14 protein-coding genes are annotated in these 13,573 nt (G+C 69.5%); 2 read left to right on the top strand and 12 right to left on the bottom strand.

What is annotated here, in order from left to right; genetic code table 11:
- Nucleotides 1-8: 8 nt before the first annotated feature.
- From nusB to G6N67_RS29730, 3 genes are read right to left on the bottom strand one after another with little or no spacing between them, the layout of a single operon-like run.
- On the bottom strand, nt 9-491 hold the full coding sequence (gene nusB / locus G6N67_RS29740) for a transcription antitermination factor NusB (protein WP_036441372.1): 483 nt from the start codon (nt 489-491) through the stop codon (nt 9-11).
- The gene (gene efp / locus G6N67_RS29735) at nt 484-1,047 is read right to left on the bottom strand and encodes an elongation factor P (RefSeq protein WP_036441371.1); all 564 of its coding nucleotides are present in this window, start codon (nt 1,045-1,047) and stop codon (nt 484-486) included. The genes nusB and efp overlap by 8 nt, the downstream gene beginning before the upstream one ends.
- 17 nt (nt 1,048-1,064) lie before the next feature.
- On the bottom strand, nt 1,065-2,150 hold the full coding sequence (locus G6N67_RS29730) for a M24 family metallopeptidase (protein WP_036441368.1): 1,086 nt from the start codon (nt 2,148-2,150) through the stop codon (nt 1,065-1,067).
- A 33-nt stretch (nt 2,151-2,183) separates the two neighbouring features.
- Between G6N67_RS29730 and G6N67_RS29725 the strand changes: the two genes are divergently transcribed.
- Nucleotides 2,184-2,744 carry a B-4DMT family transporter gene (locus G6N67_RS29725; RefSeq protein ID WP_036441366.1) on the top strand — a complete coding sequence of 187 codons (561 nt, stop codon included), beginning with the start codon at nt 2,184-2,186 and terminating at the stop codon, nt 2,742-2,744.
- A gap of 31 nt (nt 2,745-2,775) precedes the next feature.
- Here the strand turns inward: G6N67_RS29725 and aroB are convergent, their stop codons facing one another.
- The 5 genes from aroB to G6N67_RS29700 form a co-directional block, all read right to left on the bottom strand.
- Nucleotides 2,776-3,855 (bottom strand): 3-dehydroquinate synthase, encoded by a 1,080-nt coding sequence (aroB, locus tag G6N67_RS29720; RefSeq protein ID WP_036441357.1) that lies wholly within the window; start codon nt 3,853-3,855, stop codon nt 2,776-2,778.
- Nucleotides 3,848-4,534, bottom strand: a complete 687-nt coding sequence (locus tag G6N67_RS29715) for a shikimate kinase (RefSeq protein WP_036441354.1) — start codon at nt 4,532-4,534, stop codon at nt 3,848-3,850. The genes aroB and G6N67_RS29715 overlap by 8 nt, the downstream gene beginning before the upstream one ends.
- A gap of 3 nt (nt 4,535-4,537) precedes the next feature.
- Entirely contained in the window at nt 4,538-5,737 is a 1,200-nt protein-coding gene (gene aroC / locus G6N67_RS29710) for a chorismate synthase (protein WP_036442220.1), read from the bottom strand.
- A gap of 119 nt (nt 5,738-5,856) precedes the next feature.
- The gene (locus G6N67_RS29705; RefSeq protein WP_036441352.1) at nt 5,857-6,282 is read right to left on the bottom strand and encodes a prepilin peptidase; all 426 of its coding nucleotides are present in this window, start codon (nt 6,280-6,282) and stop codon (nt 5,857-5,859) included.
- A 43-nt stretch (nt 6,283-6,325) separates the two neighbouring features.
- The gene (locus G6N67_RS29700; protein WP_051579249.1) at nt 6,326-7,207 is read right to left on the bottom strand and encodes an LLM class flavin-dependent oxidoreductase; all 882 of its coding nucleotides are present in this window, start codon (nt 7,205-7,207) and stop codon (nt 6,326-6,328) included.
- A gap of 54 nt (nt 7,208-7,261) precedes the next feature.
- On the opposite strand from G6N67_RS29700, the gene G6N67_RS29695 reads away from it, so the two are divergent.
- Nucleotides 7,262-8,242 (top strand): NAD-dependent epimerase/dehydratase family protein, encoded by a 981-nt coding sequence (locus G6N67_RS29695; protein WP_036441350.1) that lies wholly within the window; start codon nt 7,262-7,264, stop codon nt 8,240-8,242.
- Between the two features lie 5 nt (nt 8,243-8,247).
- Here the strand turns inward: G6N67_RS29695 and G6N67_RS29690 are convergent, their stop codons facing one another.
- From G6N67_RS29690 to alaS, 4 genes are read right to left on the bottom strand one after another with little or no spacing between them, the layout of a single operon-like run.
- Complete coding sequence (locus tag G6N67_RS29690; protein WP_036441348.1) at nt 8,248-9,075, bottom strand: shikimate dehydrogenase; 828 nt, start codon at nt 9,073-9,075, stop codon at nt 8,248-8,250.
- Nucleotides 9,076-9,088: 13 nt separating this feature from the next.
- The gene (mltG, locus tag G6N67_RS29685; RefSeq protein ID WP_036441346.1) at nt 9,089-10,333 is read right to left on the bottom strand and encodes an endolytic transglycosylase MltG; all 1,245 of its coding nucleotides are present in this window, start codon (nt 10,331-10,333) and stop codon (nt 9,089-9,091) included.
- Complete coding sequence (gene ruvX / locus G6N67_RS29680; RefSeq protein WP_036441345.1) at nt 10,326-10,856, bottom strand: Holliday junction resolvase RuvX; 531 nt, start codon at nt 10,854-10,856, stop codon at nt 10,326-10,328. The genes mltG and ruvX overlap by 8 nt, the downstream gene beginning before the upstream one ends.
- A gap of 4 nt (nt 10,857-10,860) precedes the next feature.
- Nucleotides 10,861-13,551, bottom strand: a complete 2,691-nt coding sequence (alaS, locus tag G6N67_RS29675) for an alanine--tRNA ligase (RefSeq protein WP_036441344.1) — start codon at nt 13,549-13,551, stop codon at nt 10,861-10,863.
- Between the last annotated feature and the right edge of the window lie 22 nt (nt 13,552-13,573).

Here is a 13,573-nt window from a genome sequence, read left to right as displayed (position 1 = left end):
TGCTGCGGCTACGACTCGGGTGAGCCCGCCCCGCGAACGGCCTGCGACGCGGCCCGGATCTGCGGCGTCACCAGCATTACCTGGCCCAGTACGCCGTTGACGAACCCTGGCGACTCGTCGGTGGACAGCTCCTTGGCGAGCTCGACGGCCTCGTCGACGGCGACCGGTTCCGGGACATCCTCGGCGTGCAGCAACTCCCACACCGCCACGCGCAGGATCGCGCGGTCCACGGCGGGCAACCGCTCCAGGGTCCAGCCCTGCAGATGCGCCGAGATCAGGTCGTCGACATGTGCGGCGTGCTCGGTCACACCACGCGCCACCGTCACCGTGTACGGGTTGAGCCCGGATACCTCAGGGTCGTCCTCGGCCAGCGCGATACGGCTGTCGGCGACCGCCTCGGCTGTCAATCCCCGCGCCTCGGCCTCGAACAGCACGTCCACAGCGCGTTTGCGGGCCTGATGGCGACCACGGTCGCCACGACGATCAGGCATTCACGCGGCCGAGGTAGCTGCCGTCGCGGGTGTCGACCTTGAGCTTGTCACCGGTGTTGATGAACAACGGCACCTGGATCTCGGCGCCGGTCTCCATGGTGGCGGGCTTGGTGCCGGCGCTCGACCGGTCGCCCTGCAGGCCCGGCTCGGTGTGGCTGACCTCCAACTCGACCGACACCGGAAGCTCCAGGTACAGCGGAGTGCCGTCGTGGAACGCGATCTGCACGGGCATGCTCTCCAGCAGGAACCCGGCGAGGCGCCCGACCAGCGCCTCGGGCAGCGGGTGCTGCTCGAAGTCCTCGGAGTCCATGAACACGAAGTCCGCGCCGTCGCGGTACAGGTAGGTCGCGTCGCGCCGGTCGACCGTCGCGGTCTCGACCTTCACACCCGCGTTGTAGGTCTTGTCGACGACCTTGCCGGACACCACGTTCTTGAGCTTCGTCCGGACGAAGGCCGGCCCCTTGCCAGGCTTGACGTGCTGGAATTCGACGATCTGCCACAGCTGTCCGTCGATCTGCAGGACGAGACCGTTCTTGAAGTCGGCAGTCGATGCCATCGTTGGTAGTACTCCTTTTAGACAATGACCAGTTCTTTGGGGAACCGGGTAAGCAGGTCGGGCGCCGACTCGCCGACGACCAGGGTGTCCTCGATGCGGACACCGCCGCGATCGGGCAAGTAGACACCTGGCTCGACGGTTACCGCAGAGCCAGCAAGCAGTGTACCGGCGGCGGTGGCATTGATTCCCGGCGCTTCGTGGATCTGCAGGCCGACCCCGTGTCCGAGGCCGTGCCCGAAGTTCTCGGCGAACCCGGCTTCGGCGATGACCTGGCGTGATGCCGCGTCGACTGCGCTGAGCGCGACGCCGGGCGCCAGTGCGTCGCGGCCGGCCCGCTGAGCCGATTCCACCAGGTCATAGACGTCGAGTTGCCACTGCGCGGCCGACCCGAGCACGAAGGTGCGGGTCATGTCGGAGTGGTAGCCGGCCACCAGGGCGCCGAAATCGATCTTGACGAAGTCGCCTGCGGCGAGCACCGCGTCGGTCGGCCGGTGATGCGGTATGGCCGAGTTGGGTCCGGCCGCGACGATGGTCTCGAACGACGGTCCGTCGGCGCCGTGCGCGAGCATGAGCGCTTCGAGGTCGTTGCGCACGTCTTTCTCGGTGCGGCCCGGACGCAAGCCGCCCCGTTCGACGAGATCCGCGAGCGCCGCGTCACCGGCCTCGCACGCGAGCCGCAACAGCGCGATCTCGCCCGCATCCTTGACCTCGCGCAGCGCCTCGACGGTCCCCGGCGCGCGCACCAGTTCGACGGCATCACCCGCGGCCTTGGTCAGCGCGGTGAACGCGTCGACCGTCACGACATGGCTTTCGAAGCCGAGCCTGCGGATACCGTCGGACGCGGCCCGCCGGGCCAGGCACGGGGCACACGCGCGTTCGATGACCACTTCGGCGTCCGGCGCCTGCTGTGCAGCCTGGGTGCGGTAGCGCCCGTCGGTGACGAGCACGGGCGTTTCGTCCCCGGTACGGATCAGCAATGCGGCATTCGAGCCCGTGAACCCGGCCAGATAACGTACGTTGACCAGGTCGGTTACCAACATCGCGTCGAGGTCGATGGTGGCCAGCCGACGCCGCAGCCGCTCCCGGCGCTGGGAAATAGTCACGGTCTGTGACGCTACTCGCTACGCTGTGCCCTCATGAGTAAGTGGTTACTGCGCGGACTGGTGTTTGCAACGGCGATGGTGATCCTGCGCCTCTTCCAGGGAGTGCTGATCAACGCGTCGCCGCAGAACGCCATTCTGTTCAGCAGCACGCTGGTGGCTCTGTTCGCGATCGCGGTGTTCTTGTGGGGTCTCGTCGACGGCCGCGCCGACGCCCGCAAGAACGCCGACCCGGATCGTCGTGACGATCTCGCGATGACCTGGCTGCTGGCCGGATTGTTCGCAGGCATCGTCAGCGGCGCCGTGTCGTGGATCATCGGCCAGTTCTACAAGAGCATCTACGTCGAGGCGCTGCTCAACGAGATCAGCACCTTCGCCGCGTTCACCGCACTGGTCGTGTTCGTGGCCGCCGTCGCGGGCGTGACCCTCGGCCGCTGGCTGATCGACCGTAAGGCCCCGCCCCCGCCGAAGCACGACCACGCCGGGGACGATCGCGCCGACACCGACGTGTTCGCCGCGGTCAGCGCCAACGGCGCCGCGGACGACCAGACCGGCCCCATCGACTACCCCGAGCAGCGCGACAAACCGCAGCAGTAGGCCAGATCGACACCAGGGTGGCGCGGGACGGTCAGTCCCGCGCCACTTCTGCGTAGGCGGCCGCCAGCAGCGCCGGGTCCGGGCCTTCCAGGCGGCCGGGCTTGCCCAGTCCGTCGAGCACCACGAACCGCAGCACCCCGGCCCGGTTCTTCTTGTCGCCGGCCATGTACTCCAGCAGTTGCGGCAGCGCATCGCCGTCATAGCTGATCGGCAAGCCCAGCGCCGTCAACACCGAGCGATGGCGGTCGGCGGTCGCGTCGTCGAGCCGGCCGGCCAACCGCCCCAGTTCGGCGGCGAACACCAGCCCCACCGACACCGCCGCGCCGTGCCGCCACTTGTACCGCTCGCGCCGCTCGATGGCGTGCGCCAGGGTGTGACCGTAGTTGAGGATCTCGCGCAGCTGCGATTCCTTCTCGTCAGCGGCGACCACCTCGGCCTTGACGGCGACAGCCCTTCGGATCAGTTCCGGCAACACCGTGCCCGTCGGATCCAGCGCGGCCTCCGGATCAGCTTCGATCAAGTCGAGAATCACCGGGTCGGCGATGAAACCGGCCTTCACGATCTCGGCCATGCCCGCCACGATCTCGTTGCGCGGCAAGGTTTCCAACGTCGCCAGGTCGACCAGGACGGCGGCCGGCTGATGGAACGAGCCGACCAGGTTCTTGCCTGCGTCGGTGTTGATACCGGTCTTGCCACCGACCGCGGCGTCGACCATGCCGAGCAGCGTGGTGGGCACATGCACGATGTCGACGCCCCGCAGCCAGGTGGCCGCGGCGAAACCGGCGACGTCGGTGGCCGCTCCCCCGCCGAGGCTCACGATCGCGTCCTTGCGGCCGATCCCGATGCGGCCCAGCACTTCCCAGATGAAGCCGACGACCGGCAGCTCCTTACCCGCTTCGGCGTCCGGTATCTCGATGCGATGCGCGTCGATTCCCTTGTCTGCGAGGTGGGTTCGGATGGCTTCGGCGGTCTCGGCGAGCGTCGGCTGGTGCAGGATGGCCACCTTGTGCCGCCCCTCGAGAGTCCGGCCTAGTTCGCCGAGCAGCCCGGTGCCGATGATCACGGGATAGGGCCGGTCGACCAGCACCTCGACAGTTACCGGCTCAGTCATTGTGTCGCTCCGCGTTGCGAGCGGCCAGGGCCGCGGGGGTGGGTATGGGGCTCGAGGAGGTGGCCGAATCCGAACAGCCGTCGGAGGCCGACGGCTTCGCCGACGCCGTGGACGGGCCTCGTCGCCACGGTGGCCGACGGCGCCGCCGCGGCTTGGCCGCCGCGTTGGCGGTCTGCTGCGGATTCTCAAGCCGGGCAACGATGTTGCGCACCACCGCGCCGGGGTTTCGCCGGTTTGTGTTGACACGCATGGTCGCGACCCGCCGGTACAGCGGCACGCGCTGCGCCATCAGGGAGCGGTACCGCGCGGCGGGATCGTCGCCCGCCAGCAGCGGGCGCGTACTGCCCGAGGTACGCCGAATACCTTCTGCCGCACTGATTTCGAGATAGATGACGGTGTGGCCGGCCAACGCCTCGCGGACCGCGGGTGTGGTGATGGCACCGCCGCCGAGCGAGACGACGCCGTCGTGTTCGGCAAGCGCCGCGCGCACCACATCGGCCTCGATCCGGCGGAACTCCTGCTCACCGTCGGTGAAGATGTCGGCGATGGTGCGGCCCGTGGTCTCGACGATCTTGACGTCGGTGTCGAGCAGCGGCACCTGCAGGGCCTTGGCCAGGCGCCGCCCGATGGTGGACTTGCCGGAACCCGGCATACCGACCAGTACAGCCTTGGGTGCCATGAGCTATCCCGAGGCCTGCGCCGCCGGTTCGCGCTCGGCGACAGCACGCAGATAGGCGTCGATGTTGGCCCTGGTCTCCCCGAGGGAATCCCCGCCGAACTTCTCCAGGGCCGCCCGGGCGACCACGAGCGCCACCATGGTCTCGACCACCACACCGGCCGCGGGCACCGCGCACACGTCGGAACGCTGGTGAATCGCGACGGCCTCGTCGCCCGTGGCCATGTCGACCGTGGCCAGTGCGCGCGGAACCGTCGAGATGGGCTTCATCGCGGCGCGCACGCGCAGCGGCTGCCCGTTGGTCATGCCACCTTCGAGGCCGCCGGCGCGGTTGGTCGAGCGCAGCACGCCGTCGGGGCCGGGGTACATCTCGTCGTGCGCGACGCTGCCGCGCCGGCGTGCGGTCTCGAAACCGTCGCCGATCTCGACGCCCTTGATGGCCTGGATGCCCATCACGGCCGCGGCCAACTGACTGTCGAGCCGGTTGTCACCGCTGGTGAACGAGCCCAGCCCGACGGGAAGACCCTCGACGACCACCTCGACCACGCCGCCGAGGGTGTCGCCGTCCTTCTTGGCGGCCTCGATCTCGGCGATCATGGCCGCTTCCGCGTCTTTGTCGAACGCCCGCACCGGGCTGTCGTCGATGGCCGCAAGGTCGGAGAACTGCGGCGGTGGGCCGTCATACGGCTTGGACGCGCCGATGGAGATGACGTGCGAGACGACCTCGACCCCGAGCGCGGCCCGCAGGAACGCCCGGGCCACGGTGCCCGCGGCGACCCGCGCGGCGGTCTCCCGCGCGCTCGCACGTTCCAGCACGGGGCGAGCATCGTCGAAGCCGTACTTGAGCATGCCTGCGTAGTCGGCGTGTCCGGGCCGGGGCCGGGTCAACGGGGCGTTGCGGGCCACGTCGAGCTCCGCCGGGTCGACCGGGTCGGGAGCCATCACGGTCTCCCACTTGGGCCATTCGGTGTTGCCGATCTCGATCGCGATCGGACCGCCCAGCGTGACGCCGTGGCGAACTCCGGCCAGCATCGTGACCTGGTCCTGCTCGAACTTCATGCGTGCGCCGCGGCCGTAGCCGAGGCGGCGACGCTTGAGCTGCGCCCCGATCTCGTCGGAGGTGATGGGCACGCCGGCCACCATCCCCTCGAGCATGGCCACCAGGGCGCGGCCGTGGGATTCACCAGCTGTGGTCCAACGCAACACGGGTGTCATTCTCCCATGTCGGGTTTTCGCTGCCGAAATGCCTGGTCATTCCCGCCGAACGTGGGCCCGTGTGGGAGTTTTCGGCGGTTTCTTCCACACCGGCCGACGTTCGCGCGCCGCTACAGCACCACCAACCCGATAGCGACCGCGCTCGCGATACACATCGACGGACCGTGCGGCACGGTCAACCGGCCGCGCATCGCCGCGCCGAGCGCCAGCACCGCGGTCAGCACGGGCGCGCCGAGCGCCGCGAGCACCCACACGTCGGCGCCGAACACGCCCGTCAATCCGCCGACGCCGAGCGCCAGTTTGACGTCACCGCCGCCCATCGCGCGCGGCGACGCCAAGTGCACGATCAGGTACAGCGCCGCCAGCGCGGCGGCCCCGGCCGCGGCGGCCACACCGTGCCCGGTCACGGCGGCGACCGCACCGATGGCGACCGCACCGGGCAGCGTGAGCCAGTTGGGCAGGCGCCGCTGCCGGATGTCATAGGTGCACAGCACCGCAAGCCACGCCAGTACGACGGCAGCGGCCCCCACTCCCATCAGTCGAGGCTAAGCGTCCTGGAGGGCGCGGCACGACGCTTGTTCAACGCGTCCGGAGCACCGCCGCCACCTCGCCCACGGTGTCGGCGAACCCGGCGAAGTCGTCGTCGGGCCCGAGGGGCTGGAACACGAGCGTCTGCGCGGAATAGCCGGCCGCCGCGGCGGCGATCTCGTCGACCGTGCCGCTCACGCCGTAACCGCCGACCGCCAAGCCGCGGTTCTCGGCTTCGGCGTCGAGGCGGCGGCGACCGTCGCCGCCGGGCACGCAGGCCAGGTACTGGACCGTCGCGAAGCCGTCGGCACCGGCCCGGGCGGCCTGCCCGGCGGCGACATGACCGAGCGCCGAGCGCGCAGAGTCCGCGGTGTTGAAGCTGTCGATGATCACACCGTCGGCGATCTCTCCCGCGAGCCGCAAAGTCTTGGGTCCGGTGCCGCCGATCAACACCGGAACCGGCTGGGGCGGCACCCAATCCAGCTTGACGGCGTCGAGGTGCACGAACCGCCCGTCGGTGCTGACGGCCGCGCCTGCGAGCAATTCCCTTAGCGCACCGTGGTATTCGCGCAGCAGCGTGAGCGGGGACGGGACCGCGGCGCCGGCCTGGCGCATCCAGTCCTGCACACCGTGGCCGATCCCGACCCTGATCCGGCCCGGGAACACCGCGGCCAGCGTCGCGATCTCCATCGCTGTGGTCACCACGTTGCGCAGTGGCACCGGAAGCACGCCGATACCGACGGTGAGCGTCTCGGTGCCGGACAGCGCGATGGCCGCCTGGGCGATACCGCCCTGCAGAAAACAGTCCTCCCACAGCCAGAGTTCGTCGATGCCGGCGCGCTGTGCGGCGGCGGCGCTGCGGGGCAGGGTTTCGGGCGAGCAGTCGGGGCGGAACACCACGCCCACGCGGGGCACACGATCGGACCGGGTCATGCCGCCACCCTACGATCCGGAAAATCCCTTGCCCGATATGGCAACGTCGAGGTCGTGCGCACACTGGTCACGGGCAGCTCAGGACATCTCGGTGAGGCGCTGGTCCGCACCCTGCGTTCCCGCAACGAAGACGTCGTGGGCCTGGACCTGCGCCCCTCGCCGTGGACGGACGTGGTGGGTTCGGTGACCGACGCCGAGGCGGTCGGTGGCGCAATGGACGGCGTTGACGTCGTGCTGCACACCGCGACGTTGCACAAGCCGCAGCTGGCATTCGTACCGGGCCAGGCCTTCGTCGACACCAATGTCAGCGGCACGCTTGCGCTGCTCGACGCGGCCGTGGCCGCGGGTGTCCGGGCTTTCGTGATGTCGTCGTCCACAACGGTGTTCGGCGATGCGCTGGTGCCGGGCGCCGGGCAGCCAGCGGCATGGATCGACGAGTCGGTGACGCCGGTACCCAAGAACATGTACGGCGTGACCAAGGCCGCGGCCGAGGATCTGTGTCAGCTCGCACACCGGAATCACGGGCTGCCCTGCGTGGTGCTGCGGGTCGCCCGGTTCTTCCCGGAAACCGACGACATGCCCGGCGCACACGAGGGGCGGGCCGACGACAACGTCAAGGCCGACGAGTACGCGACGCGCCGGGTCTCCTTGGAGGACACCGTCGATGCGCATCTGCTCGCGGCGAACTCCGCACGTCGGATCGGGTTCGGCCGCTACGTCATCGCGGCGACCACGCCGTTCACCCCCGAAGATTTGCCGCAGTTGCGGGTCGACGCCGCCGCCGTCTTCGCCCGGCGCGCACCCCTGGCAGCCCAGGTGTGGGCACAGCGCGGCTGGCGCTTTCCCACTCGCATAGACCGCGTCTACGACAACGCGCGGGCCCGCAGCGACCTGGGCTGGCACCCGGCCTACGACCTGGAGGCGATCGCGGCGATGGTGGCCGCGGACAACACCGTGCGAACTCCGTTGGCGCGCTTGGTCGGTTCCAAGGAGTACGCGTTCAGCTCGTACCATCGGGGCACCTTCGCCCCGTGATCGGTTCAGCCCAACGCGGCGCGCATGGCGTCCTTGGGCGCGGGCATTCCGGTGAACTGCTCCACCTGGGTGAACGCCTGGTTCAGCAGCATCTGCAGCCCGCTGATCACCTCACCGCCTGCCGCGTGCACGGCCGACGCCAGCGGGGTCGGCCACGGATCGTAGATCGCGTCGAGCAGCCGCGGCACACCCGCCAGGGCGCTCGCGTACGGCGCGGCGGCGTCGGCCGGGATCGTGCTGATCGCCACGGCAGCGTCGGCGACCGCGTCGGCGAGGCCTGGGCCGGTGATGTCGCACCAGGAGCTCTGCGCGCCGCACCGCGTGGCCAGATCCACGAGCCGGTCCGCCTTGCCTGCGTCCCGCGCGACGACCGTGATGCGCTGCGCCCCGAGCTCGGCAAGGCCCACCACCGCCGCCGGGGCGGTACCGCCGGAGCCGACCACCAGTGCCGCGTCGCCTGCCGCATCCAGTGCCCCGACCACGCCGTCGACGTCGGTGTTGTCGGCCCGCCAGCCTCCGGGCACTCGCACCAGGGTGTTGGCCGAGCCGACCAGGTCGGCGCGGTCGGTGCGCTCGGCGGCGAACCGCAGCGCCGCGAACTTGCCCGGCATGGTGACCGACAAACCGACCCATTCGGGGCCGAGGCCACTCACCAGACCCGGCAGCTGCTCGGCCGTGCACTCGATGCGGTCGTAGGTCCAGCCGTCGAGGCCGAGGGCGCGGTACGCCGCCAGATGCAGCTGCGGCGACCGGGAATGGGCGATGGGCGAGCCGAGGACCGCGGCTTTGCGGGGCCGCCTGTCGGGCACGGCGGCGGGCCGCCTATCGGGCACGGCGGCGGGCCGCCTATCTGGCACTGTCGAGGACACCGTTGTGCTGCGCGAGCTCGATGTTCGCGAGGTGTTGGTTGTAGTCCCGGGTGAACAGCGTCGTGCCCTGCAGATCGATGGTCACGAAGTACAGCCAGTCCCCCGCGGCCGGACGTTCCGCGGCGGCAAGCGCGTCGGTGCCGGGTGAGCAGATCGGCGTCTCCGGCAGGCCTTCCTTCGCATAGGTGTTCCACGGTGTGGGCTTGGCGCGGTCGGCGTCGGTGGTCGCGACTTCCTGCCGGTCCAGCGAGTAGTTCACGGTGGAGTCGAATTCCAGTTTGCGGTGCTCGGCCAGCCGGTTGTAGATCACGCGCGCCACTTTGGCGAAGTCCTGCGGTTTCGACTCGCGCTGCACGAGCGAGGCCACCGTGAGGATCTGGTACGGCGACATGTCCATCGACGCCGCGGTGGTGAGCAACCCGCTCTGGGTGTAGAGGTTGGCGCTTCCCGCGACGAGCGTGGCCAGGATGTCCTGCGCCGAGCTGGCCGGGTCGACGTTCCAGGTGCCCGGCGCGATCAGGCCTTCCAGCCGCCGGTGGTCCTTGCCCATCGCCGACACCTCGGCTGTGGCCCAGTCCGGGACCGCAAGGGCCGCGGGCACCGCGGTGGCCGCGGCGTTGCGCAGATCGTTGACCGGGACGCACCGCTTCGCGCCGTCGAGGTCGACACACGATGCCTGGGAGATGAGGCTGAACACGCCCTCGGTGACCGCGCTGGTCTTGACGTCGGTGATGTCGTCGAGCTGGCGTCCCTCCGGGATGGTGAGCTTGCCCACGCGGTTCTGCGGGTCGGCAAGGCGGGCAACGGCATTCGACGCGGGAATCTCGGTACGGACCTTGTAGAAGCCCGGCTGTATCGCCGAGATCGCATCGTTGCCCTGTGCCGCGTCGACGAAGGCCTTGATCGTGGCGACCACCTTGCGCTCGTGCAGGGTCTTGCCGATCGCGGTGGTGGAGTCACCCTCGTGCACCTGGATGACCACGTCGGACACGCCGTCGCCGGCGTAGTCGTTGGTCGACCCCGACAGGCCGTGCCACAGCTTGGAGCCCAGGAACACCGCGCCGATGACGACCGCGATGAGGAACACCAACGACGCGCCGCGGGCCATCCGGCGCTTGCGTTCGCGCCGGTCCTGGCGGATCCGTTCGGCCCGGCTCATCCCGCGCCGCGGCGGTCCCACGGCGACGGGTCGCGCCCGATCGGCACCCCACTTGTCAGCCATCAGTGCCCTCTCCGTGCGCGGCCAAAGCCGTGCGCCGTTGATCCAGCCAGCTTTGCAGGATGCCGACCGCTGCGACCTGGTCGATCATCGCCTTCTGTCCCTTCGCGCGGACACCGGCCTCGCGCAGCGACCGCTGCGCGGTCACCGTGGTGAACCGTTCGTCGGCCATCCGCACGGGTGTCGGCGCGATCCGGTCGGCCAGTGATGCGGCCAGCTCGATCGCGTCCTGGGCGGATGTTCCGGCCCGGTCCGCCAGGGTGCGCGGCAGACCCACGACGACCTCGACCGCGTCGTACTCGCCGACCAGCTTCACGAGCCTGCGCAGATGCTTGCCGGTCTTGTCCCGTTTGTCGCGCGGCACGGTCTCGACGGGTGTCGCCAGGATGCCGTCCGGGTCGCTGCTCGCGACGCCGATCCGCACCGTGCCGACGTCGATGCCGATCCGGCGGCCCCGGCCCGGATCGTCTTCGCCCGGTCGGTCCGGCCGGGCGAAGCGAGGGGAAGACGGTTCCGTGCCCTGCACGCGACTAGCTCCGGCCGATCTCGGCGCGCAGCGCGGCCAACGCCGCGTCGATACCCGCCGCCCCCTTACCGGAACCCTGCGCCATGTCGGCCTTGCCGCCGCCGCGACCGTTCACCGGTGCGGCGAATTGTTTCACCAGGTCGTTGGCCCGCAGCCCGAGATCCTGCGCGGCCGGGTTGACGGCCACCACGAACGGCACCGAGTCGCCCTCGCCTTCGGCGATCAGGGCGATCACCGCGGGGTCGCTGCCGAGCTTGCTGCGGATGTCGCCCACCAGGCTGCGCAGGTCACCGGCGGACATGCCGGCCGCCATCCGCTGGGCCACGACGCGGACCTTGCCGATGACCTCGGCGCCGGCGGCAGCGTTGGCCGCCGCGGCGCGCGCGTTCGCGAGGCGGGCCTTGTCGAGTTCCTTCTCGGCTGCCTTGAGCCGCTCCACCAGGTTGGCCACCCGGGCCGGTACCTCCTCGGACGGCACCTTGAGCGTCGATGCGAGCCCCGCCATGAGTGCCCGTTCCTTGGCCAGGTGCCGGAACGATTCGAGCCCGACGTAAGCCTCGACCCGGCGCACGCCAGATCCGACCGACGACTCACCGAGAATCGTGACGGGCCCGATCTGGGCGGAATTGTGCACGTGCGTACCACCGCACAGTTCCAGCGAGAACGGTCCGCCGATCTCGACGACTCGGACCTCGTCGGGATAGTTCTCACCGAACAGTGCCATGGCGCCCATGGCCTTGGCCTTGTCCAATTCGGTGTTGAAGGTGTGCACCTCGAAGTCGGCCTCGACGGCCTCGTTGGTGACTTCTTCGATCTGCGACCGCTGGTCCTCGGTCAGCGCGCCCTGCCAGTTGAAGTCGAAGCGCAGGTAGCCGGGCCGGTTGAGCGAGCCGGCCTGAACTGCGTTGGGCCCCAACACCTGTCGCAGCGCGGCATGCACCATGTGGGTGCCCGAATGGCCCTGGGTGGCACCGTGGCGCCACTTGGGGTCGACGGCGGCGGCCACGGTGTCGCCCTCGACGAACTCGCCGGACTCCACGTTGACCCGGTGCGCCCACAGGGTTTTGGCGATCTTCTGTACATCGGTGACAGCGGCCCTCGCGGCCTCCGAGGTACCGGTCCCGCTGATGACGCCCTCGTCGGCGATCTGGCCACCGGACTCGGCGTAGAACGGGGTGCGGTCGAGGATGAGCTCCACGCGATCGGCCTCGAGGCCCTCGTGCCCGACCACAGGAACCCGCTTGCCGTCCACGAAGATCCCGAGAATCCTTGCCTCGGAAGTCAGCTCGTCGAATCCGGTGAACTCGGTTGGGCCGGTGTCGACCAGCTCGCGATACGCCGACAGGTCGGTGTGCGCCTGCTTGCGGGCGGCCGCGTCGGCCTTGGCGCGTTGCCGCTGCTCTGCCATCAGGGTGCGGAAGCCCGCCTCGTCCACGGACAGGCCGGCTTCGGCGGCCATCTCGAGCGTGAGGTCGATCGGGAAGCCGTAGGTGTCGTGCAGGGTGAACGCATCGGCTCCGGAGAGCACCGTCGCACCCGAGCGCTTGGTGGCCGCGGCCGCGTCGTCGAACAGCCTCGAGCCCGACACCAGGGTGCGGTTGAACGCGGTCTCCTCGGCGACCGCGATGCGGTTGATGCGCTCGAAGTCGGTGACCAGCTCCGGGTAGGACGGCCCCATCTCGTCGCGCACCGTGGTCATCAGGTCACCCATGATGGGCTGCTCGACACCGAGGAGTTTGGCCGCCCGGATGATGCGACGCAGCAACCGGCGCAGCACGTAGCCGCGGCCCTCGTTGCCCGGGCTCACGCCGTCGCCGATGATGATGGCCGCGGTGCGGCTGTGGTCGGCGATGATGCGGTAGCGGACGTCGTCGTCATGGTTGCCGACGCCGTAACCGCGCGGGGCGATGCGGGCGACCAGATCGATCACCGGGCGCACCAGGTCGGTCTCGTAGACGTTGTCGACGCCCTGCAGCAGGCACGCGATGCGTTCGACACCCATACCGGTGTCGATGTTCTTGCGCGGCAACGGCCCGAGGATCTCGAAATCGTCCTTGGAGGTGCCCTCGCCGCGCTCGTTCTGCATGAACACGAGATTCCAGATCTCGATGTAGCGGTCCTCGTTGGCCTCGGGCCCGCCCTCGATCCCGTATTCGGGCCCGCGGTCGTAGTAGATCTCCGAGCACGGTCCGCACGGCCCGGGGATGCCCATCGACCAGTAGTTGTCGGCCATTCCGCGGCGCTGGATGCGCTCAAGCGGCAGCCCCGCCACTTCCTGCCACAATTCGATGGCCTCGTCGTCGTCGAGATAGACGGTGGCCCACAGCTTTTCCGGATCGAATCCGTAGCCGCCGTCGGCGACCGGATTGGTCAACAGCGTCCAGGCCAGCTCGATGGCGCCCTTCTTGAAGTAGTCGCCGAACGAGAAGTTGCCGGCCATCTGGAAGAAGGTGTTGTGCCGCGTCGTGATGCCGACCTCATCGATGTCCGGCGTACGGATGCATTTCTGCACACTGGTCGCGCGGTCCCACGGCGGCGTGCGGGCACCGAGGAAATACGGCACGAACTGGACCATGCCCGCGTTGACGAACAGCAAATTGGGGTCGTCGAGGATCACCGAAGCACTCGGCACCTCGGTGTGGCCCGCCTTCACGAAGTGATCGAGGAAGCGTTTCCTGATCTCGTGTGTCTGCACGTCGCTTCTGTCCTCGTGTTCG

Origin of the sequence: Mycolicibacterium mageritense (assembly GCF_010727475.1) — a bacterium.
Taxonomy (GTDB): Bacteria; Actinomycetota; Actinomycetes; order Mycobacteriales; family Mycobacteriaceae; genus Mycobacterium; species Mycobacterium mageritense.
Note: the sequence above shows the minus strand (reverse complement) of the source record. Positions and strands in the feature narration are given on the sequence as shown.

Bases quoted from the DNA above. Each gene is read 5' to 3' on its own strand.
- nusB (WP_036441372.1), bottom strand. From the start codon at position 491: ATGCCTGATCGTCGTGGCGACCGTGGTCGCCATCAGGCCCGCAAACGC.
- efp (WP_036441371.1), bottom strand. From the start codon at position 1,047: ATGGCATCGACTGCCGACTTCAAGAACGGTCTCGTCCTGCAGATCGAC.
- G6N67_RS29725 (WP_036441366.1), top strand. From the start codon at position 2,184: ATGAGTAAGTGGTTACTGCGCGGACTGGTGTTTGCAACGGCGATGGTG.
- aroB (WP_036441357.1), bottom strand. From the start codon at position 3,855: ATGACTGAGCCGGTAACTGTCGAGGTGCTGGTCGACCGGCCCTATCCC.
- G6N67_RS29715 (WP_036441354.1), bottom strand. From the start codon at position 4,534: ATGGCACCCAAGGCTGTACTGGTCGGTATGCCGGGTTCCGGCAAGTCC.
- G6N67_RS29705 (WP_036441352.1), bottom strand. From the start codon at position 6,282: ATGGGAGTGGGGGCCGCTGCCGTCGTACTGGCGTGGCTTGCGGTGCTG.
- G6N67_RS29700 (WP_051579249.1), bottom strand. From the start codon at position 7,207: ATGACCCGGTCCGATCGTGTGCCCCGCGTGGGCGTGGTGTTCCGCCCC.
- mltG (WP_036441346.1), bottom strand. From the start codon at position 10,333: ATGGCTGACAAGTGGGGTGCCGATCGGGCGCGACCCGTCGCCGTGGGA.